This is a genomic window from Thalassotalea coralli, assembly GCF_055786205.1.
Genome location: NZ_JBVVBK010000008.1, coordinates 199,688 through 212,351, shown reverse-complemented (window position 1 = coordinate 212,351; position 12,664 = coordinate 199,688). Strand labels below are relative to the sequence as shown.

At 42.5% G+C, this 12,664-nt stretch carries 6 protein-coding genes; 4 read left to right on the top strand and 2 right to left on the bottom strand.

Annotated elements, in window-relative coordinates; translation table 11 throughout:
- The 3 genes from ACOB80_RS19090 to ACOB80_RS19080 all read left to right on the top strand — a co-directional run.
- Positions 1-4,638 (top strand): chitobiase/beta-hexosaminidase C-terminal domain-containing protein (locus ACOB80_RS19090; protein WP_473167467.1); only part of this gene is annotated, 4,638 nt, incomplete at its 5' end.
- The gene (locus ACOB80_RS19085) at positions 4,638-9,572 is read left to right on the top strand and encodes an RHS repeat domain-containing protein (RefSeq protein ID WP_473167466.1); all 4,935 of its coding nucleotides are present in this window, start codon (positions 4,638-4,640) and stop codon (positions 9,570-9,572) included. The genes ACOB80_RS19090 and ACOB80_RS19085, both read left to right, overlap by 1 nt.
- Positions 9,573-9,587: 15 nt before the next feature.
- Positions 9,588-10,106, top strand: a complete 519-nt coding sequence (locus ACOB80_RS19080) for a hypothetical protein (protein WP_473167465.1) — start codon at positions 9,588-9,590, stop codon at positions 10,104-10,106.
- 344 nt (positions 10,107-10,450) lie between these two features.
- On the opposite strand, the gene ACOB80_RS19075 is transcribed toward ACOB80_RS19080, so the two are convergent.
- A complete protein-coding gene (locus ACOB80_RS19075) occupies positions 10,451-11,437 on the bottom strand; it encodes a hypothetical protein (RefSeq protein ID WP_473167464.1) in 987 nt (328 codons plus the stop codon).
- A gap of 257 nt (positions 11,438-11,694) precedes the next feature.
- On the opposite strand from ACOB80_RS19075, the gene greB reads away from it, so the two are divergent.
- Positions 11,695-12,174, top strand: a complete 480-nt coding sequence (greB, locus tag ACOB80_RS19070; protein ID WP_473167463.1) for a transcription elongation factor GreB — start codon at positions 11,695-11,697, stop codon at positions 12,172-12,174.
- 28 nt (positions 12,175-12,202) lie between these two features.
- On the opposite strand, the gene ACOB80_RS19065 is transcribed toward greB, so the two are convergent.
- Entirely contained in the window at positions 12,203-12,595 is a 393-nt protein-coding gene (locus ACOB80_RS19065; protein WP_473167462.1) for a rhodanese-like domain-containing protein, read from the bottom strand.
- Between the last annotated feature and the right edge of the window lie 69 nt (positions 12,596-12,664).

Here is a 12,664-nt window from a genome sequence, read left to right as displayed (position 1 = left end):
GGTGGCACATATGATGTGTCTAGACAGGTTACGTTAACACCAAATACCAGTGGCTCGACGATTTATTACACCACTAACGGCGCAACGCCAACGACCAGTTCAACCGTATATTCAACGCCATTTACGCTCACGAGTAGCAAGACCGTGAAGGCGATTGCGGCCAAAAGTGGCATGACAACCAGTGGTGTGCAAAGTGCGAGCTTTACGATCAGGCCCAGAGCTGACGCCCCTGCTATTTCCCCAGGGCAACGCACCGGCAAGGCATCTTATGTTGTCACCATTGATTCATTCGAGCCCAATAGTACGATCCGCTATACCACGAATAACACCGCGGTCACGAGCAGTTCACCGGTTTGGACACCGGGCTCATCTCAAACAATCACAACGAATAAAACGTATCGTGCCCGTGTATATAGTAGTGGGATGGCACCGAGTAATGAAACGGTTGCGTCTTTTACGATTCAACCTACTGTGGCCAAACCAAGCATTTCGCCAAACGGTGGCACATATGATGTGTCTAGACAGGTTACGTTAACACCAAATACCAGTGGCTCGACAATTTATTACACCACTAACGGCGCAACGCCAACGACCAGTTCAGCCGTATATTCAACGCCATTTACGCTCACGAGTAGCAAGACCGTGAAGGCGATTGCGGCCAAAAGTGGCATGACAACCAGTGGTGTGCAAAGTGCGAGCTTTACGATCAGGCCCAGAGCTGACGCCCCTGCTATTTCTCCAGGGCAACGCACCGGCAAGGCATCTTATGTTGTCACCATTGATTCATTCGAGCCCAATAGTACGATCCGCTATACCACGAATAACACCGCGGTCACCAGCAGTTCACCGGTTTGGACACCGGGCTCATCTCAAACAATCACAACGAATAAAACGTATCGTGCCCGTGTATATAGTAGTGGGATGGCACCGAGTAATGAAACGGTTGCGTCTTTTACGATTCAACCTACTGTGGCCAAACCAAGCATTTCGCCAAATGGTGGCACATATGATGTGTCTAGACAGGTTACGTTAACACCAAATACCAGTGGCTCGACGATTTATTACACCACTAACGGCGCAACGCCAACGACCAGTTCAACCGTATATTCAACGCCGTTTACGCTCACGAGTAGCAAGACCGTGAAGGCGATTGCGGCCAAAAGTGGCATGACAACCAGTGGTGTGCAAAGTGCGAGCTTTACGATCAGACCCAGAGGTGACGCCCCTGCTATTTCTCCAGTGCAGCGCACCGGCAAGGCATCTTATGTTGTCACCATTGATTCATTCGAGCCCAATAGTACGATCCGCTATACCACGAATAACACCGCGGTCACCAGCAGTTCACCAGTTTGGACACCAGGCTCATCGCAAACAATCACAACGAATACCACGTATCGTGCCCGTGTATATAGTAGTGGGATGGCACCGAGTAATGAAACGGTTGCGTCTTTTACGATTCAACCTACTGTGGCCAAGCCAAGCATTTCGCCAAATGGTGGCACATATGATGTGTCTAAACAGGTTACGTTAACGCCAAATACCAGTGGCTCGACAATTTATTACACCACTAACGGCGCAACGCCAACGACCAGTTCAACCGTATATTCAACGCCGTTTACGCTCACGAGTAGTAAGACCGTGAAGGCGATTGCGGCCAAAAGTGGCATGACAACCAGTGATGTGCAAAGTGCGAGCTTTACGATCAGACCCAGAGGTGACGCCCCTGCTATTTCCCCGGTGCAACGCACAGGAAAGGCATCTTATGATGTCACCATTGAATCACTTGAGCCCAATAGTACGATCCGCTATACCACCAATAACACCGCGGTCACCAGCAGTTCACCGGTTTGGACACCAGGCTCATCGCAAACGGTTACAACGAATACCACGTATCGTGCCCGTGTATACAGTAGTGGGATGGCACCGAGTAATGAAACGGTTGCGTCCTTTACGATTCAACCTACTGTGGCCAAGCCAAGCATTTCGCCAAATGGTGGCACATATGATGTGTCTAAACAGGTTACGTTAACGCCAAATACCAGTGGCTCGACGATTTATTACACCACTAACGGTGAGACCCCAACAACAGGTTCAACGGAATACTCGACGCCATTTACGCTCACGAGTAGTAAGACCGTGAAGGCGATTGCGGCCAAAAGTGGCATGACAACCAGTGATGTGCAAAGTGCGAGCTTTACGATCAGACCCAGAGGTGACGCCCCTGCTATTTCACCGGTGCAACGCACAGGAAAGGCATCTTATGATGTCACCATTGAATCACTTGAGCCCAATAGTACGATCCGCTATACCACGAATGACACTGAGGTCACCAGCAGTTCACCGGTTTGGACACCAGGCTCATCGCAAACAATCACAACGAATACCACGTATCGTGCCCGTGTATACAGTAGTGGGATGGCACCGAGTAATGAAACGGTTGCGTCCTTTACGATTCAACCTACTGTGGCCAAGCCAAGCATTTCGCCAAATGGTGGCACATATGATGTGTCTAAACAGGTTACGTTAACGCCGAATACCAGTGGCTCGACGATTTATTACACCACTAACGGTGAGACCCCAACAACAGGTTCAACGGAATACTCGACGCCATTTACGCTCACGAGTAGTAAGACCGTGAAGGCGATTGCGGCCAAAAGTGGCATGACAACCAGTGATGTGGAAAGTGCGAGCTTTACGATCAGACCCAGAGGTGACGCCCCTGCTATTTCACCGGTGCAACGCACAGGAAAGGCATCTTATGATGTCACCATTGAATCACTTGAGCCCAATAGTACGATCCGCTATACCACGAATGACACTGAGGTCACCAGTAGTTCGCCGGTTTGGACACCAGGCTCTTCTCAAACGGTCACAACGAATACCACGTATCGTGCCCGTGTATACAGTAGTGGGATGGCACCGAGTAACGAAACCGTTGCGTCATTCATTATTGCGACTCAGCAAGTCGCTACGCCGTCACTAACAACAGCTACACTACAAGATGGTTCTGTGAATGTAAGTTTAAGTAGTACATCAGGCGCGACGATCTATTATAAATTGGGTGCTGAAGGTACTGAAGATGAATATAGCACGGCGTTTAATCTTGCAAGCACTCAAACCGTGATAGCACGAGCAACGAAAGCCGGCATGTTAGACAGTGACCTTCTCACTGAAACTGTCTATGTTGAACCGCTCGGTATCGTAGCCATTCCTACTTTAAGCAAAACGACGTTACCAGATGGTTCAGTTGAAGTGGAGTTATTAAGTGACACCGTTGATGCTTTGATTTATTTCACGATCGACAATAGTGAACCTACCGAAAGCAGTACACTATTTACAAGTAAAGTGCACTTATCTGAGACTACCACAGTTCGCGCGAAAGCGTATAAACTAGGCTTGTTACCAAGTGATGAACTTAACACCATTGTTGAACCGCCCGGTAAAGTAGCCACTCCTACTTTAACCAAAACAACGCTACCAGATGATTCAGTTGAAGTAGAGCTATTAAGTGACACCATTGATGCTTTGATTTATTTCACGATCGACAATAGTGAACCTACCGAAAGCAGTACACTGTACACAAGTAAAATACACCTTGTTGAAACTACGACTATTCGCGCAATAGCATTAAAAGACGACATGGTGAACAGCGAAACCTTAAACGAAGAGGTTGTTGTTAGTCCTAATTCTATACCGTATACAACGGGCTTAATCCCCCATGGAGATTTTGAGCTAGGAAATGACTTTACTGCACAAGGCTCCGAATATTCATTAATTCAAGAAGGGGCGCTAGCGGGTAACCAAAGTTTAAAAGCTATCACTGGCACTTCAAGTAGTGCAATAACTTATAGCTATTTATTTGACGAGCCAACTGAATTAGAAAGCGCGAACTTTACAGGTGCATTAAAAATAGTTGATGTAGGAGAAGCCACTTCAACGTGTATCAACGGGTTTTTGTGTACAACCCCTGTAACTTCTTTGTTTGTTGTTGTTTCGGTGGAATATGAAAGTGACGTAAGCGTGAGTGGAGGTTTTTTTAGCAATGACCCTCTTATGTCGATAGCTAATTTTGTGACTGAGATAGATTTAGATAATGAGTCAATTCAATTAGTTGACATCTTAGCTGAGCTTGATTTCACCAAAAAAGTGAAAAAAATCAGAGTGAGCTTTCAAAACAATAGTTCAGGTTTCGCGACGCTGGGTGGAAACTCTTATGCTCCTGTGGAATTTATAATAGACAATGTTCAGCTCCAAGCAACAGAAGTTAGCAATATCTTGTATGTTGACGAAGATGGGAATTACTACCTTAAGGTTACTTCATCAGATAGTGAAATATTTTTAAGAATAACAAATGATAACGGAACGTGGCTGATTGAAGAATTAACCTTAAACCAATGGGAAGCATTAAATCCAGAAGAGAACTTTACTGATAGCGGTTATACCGTTGAGTTTGGGGATTTCACGGGAGACGGACTAGATGATATTAAGCTGGTTAGTGTAGATGGAAGTAGTGAAATACTCTTAGAGCAAACGAGTGACGGTTATCAATACAAAAAGCCAAGAATAACTCTTTTTATTCACACTGATATTTTAGGGACCCCTGTTGCAGAAACAGATAAAGATGGAGCAATACAATAATGAAAACTTTTATCTCAGGTTCAAGGAAACGTTATATCAGTGCACTCGCTACGGCTCTGTTTAGCGCACAGCTGATATCCGCTAATGTGTCCAGCGAAAACGTAGACCCATTGTTTGGCCCGCCTTCAGAATTTGAACTAGAACGTATGGCACCAAGGACCGATATAGATCTCCTTTCTACTAACCTTGCGGGAGAAAATATATCGTTAGCTGATGGTGGTATTTCATTTTCTGCTACTGACATTTCGATTCCTTTGAATATGGAAGTAAATGTAAGTATTTCAAGAGTCTATCAAAGACTATCTGGTTTAAATGATAAAGATGCAGCTGAATTTAGTGATTGGCAACTTGACCTACCTCGAATAAGTGCCACTGTGCTGAAAGGCGATACTCGTTGGACGCCTAATTATGATGAGGCAACGGCTTGCTCAAAAGCATTATCTCCAGGGCCAATTACCGCCGCATTAGGCCAAACCGTTGAACAACATGAATATTGGAATGGCGCTACATTAACAATACCAGGGCAGTCAGGGGGGAAGTTACTGCGAGGGGGAGGTTCTGATTACCAGACCACAAGCAATATTAAAATAGATTGTGTAACTGATACTGATAACAATGAATATTTTTTGGTCACCACGCCTAGTGGGGTTAAATACACATTAGCAGACAGAAGACAAGTAAGAGGGGAGTCTTTAGTTAGAAGAAATAAAGCCGCAAGTCGTTATCGTTTAGAGTATCTTGTGACGGATATTGAAGATCGCTTTGGTAACAAGCTCGCTTATGAATACCTTGACAGTAAACTAACTTACATTAAATACACCCCTAAAAACAAAACACAGCAAACACTCGTATCGGTTAATTACAAAGACGGACTTATCGATAATATAGTTTCTTTAGGACAAACTTGGACCTATGAATATGCGGGGCAAAACTTATCTAAAGTGATTAATCCAGATGGTAAATTCTGGCTTTACGAGTTCCCGTCGTTTTCGAATTACGCTCCTCAAGTTGTCGCTGATAAAGATCTAGCAGATGCAGCGTCTCGCCTATGTAGATTTGAAATTGAAGAAGGCGGCGCTATGGTGATGAAAGTCACTCACCCTTATGGTGCAATAGCAGAGTTTGACTACGCATTAAAAGTGCATGGCCGTACCGAAGTTCCCGCTGATCGTATGTTGCCAGTTTCATCAAATAATAATGCCGCGTCTTACAATATCAATTCATGTTACGCCAATTTGGGCATTACGCAAAAGCGTTTAACAGTGAAAACGGGCGTCACTTATCAATGGGATTATACATATACAAATAATGGCAAGCACTGGAATATTGATAATTGGAACTCAACTGGTTGGGGCGACAATGAAACCGCTTATGAAGGGTTTAATAATGACAGTATTTTTGATGACCAAAAAGATACTACATGTAATGCTGATACCCAATGTAGTGCGGTACCTAATTCACTCGGTTTCAACAGGTATGATTTAAGAGTTCTTACCGTTGATGATCCAGATGGTAATAAAATAAAGTATTACATCAGTAAACGTTGGGATCACACTGACGGTAAAGTTGTCGCGACTCAATGGTTTGATAGTGATGACGTACTCTTAAAAACAGAATACAGCGCATTTACACCAGGAATAATGAAAGGTGATTCTGGTATCGTTGATCCAATCACTACGACCAATATTATCCCTATTTCGAGTGATGCCTTAACATCTTCTACTGTTGTTTTAGAAAACGGCGATACCTACACGACGAATTACACGAAATATAATAGTTATGGTGCACTAGAAGAGTTCAATAGCTCTAACTCTTTTACTACGACAACTAAGTACACGCAAAAAAGTTATCAACATGATACAGATGCGTGGATATTGAACTTACCCACCACAACTAAAATCAATAGCGCTAATTCGTTTCCTGATACCTTAAAAGCGGTTAATGAAACAACCTATTACCCAAGTGATGATGCAAGTTATCCAAATCTCCCCAAGTATCAAAAATCGTTTGGTGTTTGGCAACTGTATTACAAAAGCTACAGCGATGAAGGTAATGTTACTCACATAGAGTTTAATTCGCCTTTAACAACAGATGACACCGTAAATAGTTATCGAAAATTTAGTGATTACAAACGAGGTATGCCTACAAAAATTAGCGTACCTAAGCGTGTAACGACAGGTGAAATGCATGCTCTTCGTAGTATAAATGACAATGGTTGGATTACGTCTACAACTGATTTTAATAAAAATGTGGTCAATTATACTTATGATAACATTGGACAAATTCAATCGGTAACACCCGTTGCTAAAACGGGAGAGTTAACTTGGTTAAGCACTTTATATACTTGGTCTTATGATGGCGGTACGTCAGGAACCCAGCCTATAAGAGAAGTTAAACGTTGTACGTTAGATACAGATAAAACTGGCTGTGTTACTGATACCGTAAAGTTTACTACAACAACCTTGTACGATGGTTTGTTGCGTCCGGAGTTAATTACATCAACAGACGGCAGTTCAACCGTTTATCAACAAAAAGGCTTTAATGCGTCTAACAAAGAAACCTTTTCATCTTATCCGTCTGATGACGCAACAAAATTATCTGCGGGTACAGACACGATTTATGATGGGCTCCAAAGAATAAAAACCGTTAGTCAAACGGGTGTATCTCAAAATATTGAATACGACTACCAGTCAGGTAACAAAATTCAAGTGACTGATGCTAGAGGTAATGAAACCACTACCACGTATTTAGCGTATGGTACGCCAAGCTATGAACAAGCGATCTATATTGATTCTCCAGAGCTGGTAACAACAGAAATTGGCATTAACTTGTATGGCAATATCACTTCAATTACTCAAGACGGCCCTGATACGACAAAGCAAACTGAAACACGTTTGTATAATAGCCAGCAACAATTATGTATGGTTAAACGCCTTGATGTAGGCAACACTTATTTTAAACGTGCAACAAATGGCGAAATTACATGGCAAGCACAAGGCGTATCAGGCACGACTTGTGAAGCACATGAAGCGACATCAGCACAGACAGTTACATTTACCTACGACAACCTCGGTAGCCAACGTAAAATTGCTTACGGCGACGGTACTGCGACACGTACTTTTACTTTAGATAATAATGGTAATGTCAACGCCATAACGGGAGAAGGCTATAGTCAAAGCTACGGCTACAATAGTTTAAATTTACTCGAAGATGAATCCTTAATTATTGATGGTAAAACTCTCAGCTTAGATTACGGTTACGACTCATTAGGCAATTTAGCTACGCTGCTACACCCTAATGAAACAGTGCCGATCAGTTTTTCTCCCAACGGATTTGGCCAGCCAACTCAAGCTATTCGAGATACAGAGCCATTTGTTAAAGCAGGTGCGAGTTATTACCCTAATGGAAGCATTAATACCTTTACGTATGGTAACGATGTGGTGCATAAAACTAAGTTGAATAGTCGATTAATGCCATCACAAATTACCGACAAGTTCAGTAGTGCTGATCTGGTAAACCTTAGCTACGAATATGACAATAACAGTAATATCACCAAACTGACCAATACGCGTGAAGCGGGTATTTATAGTCTATCAGAACTAAAGTATGACGGACTTGACCGCTTGAAAACGACGACAGGCGGTGCAGGTATTGGCTCAACTAGCATAACGTATGACGGCTTAGGCAATATTAAAACCTATAGTAATACGAGCAGTTTCAATTCTCACGACCTTACATATAGTTATCAAAACAATCGCTTAAAAGATGTTGTTCGAACAGGTACCAGCACCAAAGTAAGAGATTTTTCACAAGCCAATAGTTATGACGAGCGCGGTAATGTGCGTAAAAATGGTAACGCTGACCCTGACGCTGTTAAAACGTTTACGTATAACCTCGCGAATCAAATGACGAATGCCGGTGCGAACAATCGTTATATATATGACGGTTATAACCGCCGTATCAAAACACAAGACAGCACAGGTACAAGCTACAGCATGTACAGTCAGTCAGGTAAATTGCTTTACCGCGAAACCTCAGAAGGTGGCATTAATTATATTTTCTTAGGCAATAAACTCGTTGCGAAAGAAGGTACGGGCGTAAGTGTACCTGACGACAGTATTATGAACTATAAGCCGTTTGGAGAGAGTATAGAGCCAGCAAAAGATGAAGTAGGTTATACCGGACATAAGTTTGATACTGACCTTGGCTTAAGTTATATGCAGGCACGATACTATGATCCAGTCATAGGTCGTTTTTATTCGAATGATCCGGTTGGTTGGACACCTGCTAATCCTGTGATGTCCTTTAATCGATATTTGTATGTAAATAACAATCCTTATAAATACACTGACCCAAATGGCGAGTTTTTATGGGGAGCTGTCATCGGTGCGGCTATTGATTATAGTATGCAGGTAAGCTCAAACCTAGCATCAGGACAAAGCTTAGGTGATTCACTTACAAATATTGATGGCACTAGTATCGCTGTTTCTGCTGCATTAGGTACTGTCGGTAGTTTTGGCGGGGGCAAAGCATTAACAAGTGCGGCTAAATCATTGAGCAATCAAACTAAAGGTAAGATAGGTGAGGCAGTAGCCAGAGTTGGCATTGCTGCTCGCGGAGAAAAAGTAATTGCAGCCCAAGCAAAAGCTGGCAATGTTTCTCAATTAGGAAATTTATCAGGTAGAGCCGCAAATGCTAAGCCTGATTTTGTTGTGCAAACAGGTTCAGGCGCAGTTAAAGTTGTAGAAGCGAAGTTCGGAACCGCTGGCTTAACAGGTGCTCAAAGGCAGCTTAAAAAACAGATTGGAAATGGTGCTTTTCAAGTGTCTAGAACTTCATACGATGATGTTGCAAGGGCTGGAAGAGGTGCCGGAGCTGTGACAGGTGGTGCGACTGGAAATTGTGTAGCAAGTGAAAATAGTCCTTGTAACTAAATGCGGAAAGTTAAAATGGAAAAAGCTCTGAATTCATATAAAAAGAGACGACAAAAGTGGCTTAACGGCCTTGCCAGCGCAACAAAAAATTTGGCGCAACAAACTGATGTCGTTTTAGTGGAGAGCTTTAAAGCCATTGGCTACAAAGTTGTGCCATATACAATGAATGATCCGAAAAACCTTGTAGCAAGAAGCGATATTGTACTGGAAAAGGACATAGGTTCCACAAAGTACAATGTCCATTTATCTTTCGATAAATATGATAGACCCGCTTTTCAGATTAATTTGATTAAGAGAGAGAATTCTGAAGGTTGTAAAATTTTGGATTCTTCAAATCTTGTACCCGATAAAAAGCAGTTCGTATATTTTTGGGGAAAGCCGTGGTGGGTTCCAGCCCCCTTCTGGTCTGAAAACTCTTCTCGTGAACTCGTTGAAAAAATTGCTCAATATATACCTCAAATTGAAGCGTTCTTTGAGTCGGGTAAAAGAGATAAGAACATAAGCCTTAAAGTAGAAGGTAGCCTTCAACACTAGTTTACATTTTGAATCCAAAGCCTCGCACTCGCGGGGCTTTTTATTTTCACCTCGCGATTAAGAAAGATCTCCAAGCTTAATTCTGTTAACCAAGTTTAATACCTGGTCTTTACCACCTAGCTCGTTTAGTAATTCAATTGGCGCTTTACTAGATAAGTACTGCTGCTTTTTTTATGGGCGAAATTACCAGCAAGCTGGACAGAGCAATTAGCTAAGACACCAACTGTAACTGGCAATAGTGGCAAAGTCAGCTAAGGTTAAAACGTGCTATCTAAATTCCAAGGAGGGGATGCATGCCAACACCGAGAAGCCTACAAGTTTGTTTCAAGTCAATGACTATTCAGTTAGGTAGCCTGTTTTTTGTTAGAAACCATAGCAAACACTTTACCCCCTGCAACTATCAGTAATGTCAACACAATCGCTGTTAAATACAGCACAACAGGAATGCGCAAAATTTCCGTCATTCGTTGCCAATCAGGCAGATAAAAGGCTAAAACACTTAGCCAATACACTAGGTTTAATAAGACGATAGTGCGCTTTTTTAACCCTAGTCCAAAAAGGTAAGTGAGGAAAAACATAGTCAAGAAGCCAAACGCAAACATACTGGTAAGTTGGGCATGCACTGAAAAATAGGCAACGGCAACGGCGTGAACAACGACGAATGATTCTAAAGTCGCCCGCCAGTATTTATTAGTGTGAAACGGGGTCATGATTAGGCTAGCTTGTAGTAAAAAGAAGAACATGTACAAGTTACCCAACAGGTGGCCTAGAGTCGTTTCGATTGGGTGAAACCAAAAGGTGAATATCATCGCCCATGAAAAATAATAGCCATGATATTCTTTGACCACATGTTTGGCTTGGTTCATCCAACTGATCTTTTTACCTAATAGCAACCCACGTCTTGGATTTTCAAGAATGAGAATTAACGACAGCACCAAAATAACAGACACTTGCGCAGCAAAATTACTGGTATCTTGCGCTAAGCCATCGTAGTAAAGCTTAGTTTGGGCAATGTGGAGAAGAATAAAAGTGAGGTTTAAGCCTAAGGCGAGGTAGTTGACCTTATGCAAGTGTCCTTTAGCGGATTTTAGCAGTTGTTGTTTGTTACGCTTCGCCCAAAAAATTAAATACCAGATGCTCGCTTGATGGCCTAAATACAATAGCCAGGCCGAGATACGCGCATACTGATCTTGCTCCGGAAGTACCCAATAATACCAAGCGGCACCTTGGTCCTCTAAAAAATTGATATGTGCGCTGTAAGGACCAACTAACCAGATTAACCCAATAAGTAGCAAACAGCCGGTGATGCCATATATCAGATTAAATTTCATGAAATGCCCCTCAAGTAAACAAGCTTCATACGCAAGTGGTTCAATACGAGATCTATTGTAAACTTAATTAACGACCATTTTCAGAATTGATTTGTTAACTTAATGATTAATAGCTATTTAATGAACGTGTTTTCACCAATAATAGTATGTTCGGGCATCATTAATTGTTCGGTAATTCAGCAATGCCCGCTAAGTTTTCCAACCCATGGCGATTATGTTAAGTTTATTGCTTCTTTCTAGTTAACCATATCTCAACAATGAAACGCAGTAATTATATCACTCGTGAAGGGTGGCAACGATTAGACGATGAACTTAAGTACTTGTGGAAAGACGAGCGTCCGCGTATTACAAAGTCGGTATCGGAAGCTGCAGCACTAGGCGATCGAAGTGAAAATGCGGAGTATATTTACGGTAAGAAGCGCTTACGTGAGATAGACAGACGAGTTCGCTTTTTAACAAAACGCTTAGAAGATCTCACCATTGTTTATCCAGAGAAACAGCAAGAAGGAAAAGTGTTCTTTGGTGCTTGGGTAAAAGTGATTGACGAAAACGACGATGAATTTATTTATCGTTTGGTTGGTAGCGATGAATGGGATATGAAAAAAGGCGAGATCAGCATAGATTCTCCAGTGGCTAGAGCGCTTATCGGCAAACAAGTTGATGATGAAGTTGTTGTGCGTACGCCGGAAGGCGAGCGAGTCCTTGATGTTGTAGATATTTGGTATCACGCCAAGTAACTCGCGACCACTTTATTTTGCGGAATAGCTAGCGCTGTACTTCTGTTTGCCTGCGATTAACGGGGTAGCGCTCAAAGTCTTCCCAGTAGTGAATTCCACCAAGCATTTCTTTTACTTGATAACCTAAGGCGCTAATTTTTGCACCTGCTTTAGTAGCACCATTGCAGCCTGGTCCCCAGCAATAAACGATAAATAGGGTATCGCTATCATACGCAGCTAACGATTCAGGTGTTATTAATGGGTGAGGTAAGTTCACCGCAGTGATTGCGTGACTTTTCTCATAGGCCTCTTCACTTCTAACATCCAATAACACAAAGTTATCTTGCCCTGACTTTATCGCCTGATAAACATCTGAACAGTCGGTTTCAGCTTGTAGCTTTGTTTGAAAATAATCTAAACGCTGAGCAATACTTGGGTTCATGTAAATTCTCCTTGGTGTGTTTGCCGTAGTTGGTGACGATGCAGATAGCTTAGTTGTTTGGAGAATTGG

Coding starts and splice junctions, on each gene's coding strand:
- ACOB80_RS19085 (WP_473167466.1), top strand. CDS start 4,638: ATGAAAACTTTTATCTCAGGTTCAAGGAAACGTTATATCAGTGCACTC.
- ACOB80_RS19080 (WP_473167465.1), top strand. CDS start 9,588: ATGGAAAAAGCTCTGAATTCATATAAAAAGAGACGACAAAAGTGGCTT.
- ACOB80_RS19075 (WP_473167464.1), bottom strand. CDS start 11,437: ATGAAATTTAATCTGATATATGGCATCACCGGCTGTTTGCTACTTATT.
- greB (WP_473167463.1), top strand. CDS start 11,695: ATGAAACGCAGTAATTATATCACTCGTGAAGGGTGGCAACGATTAGAC.
- ACOB80_RS19065 (WP_473167462.1), bottom strand. CDS start 12,595: ATGAACCCAAGTATTGCTCAGCGTTTAGATTATTTTCAAACAAAGCTA.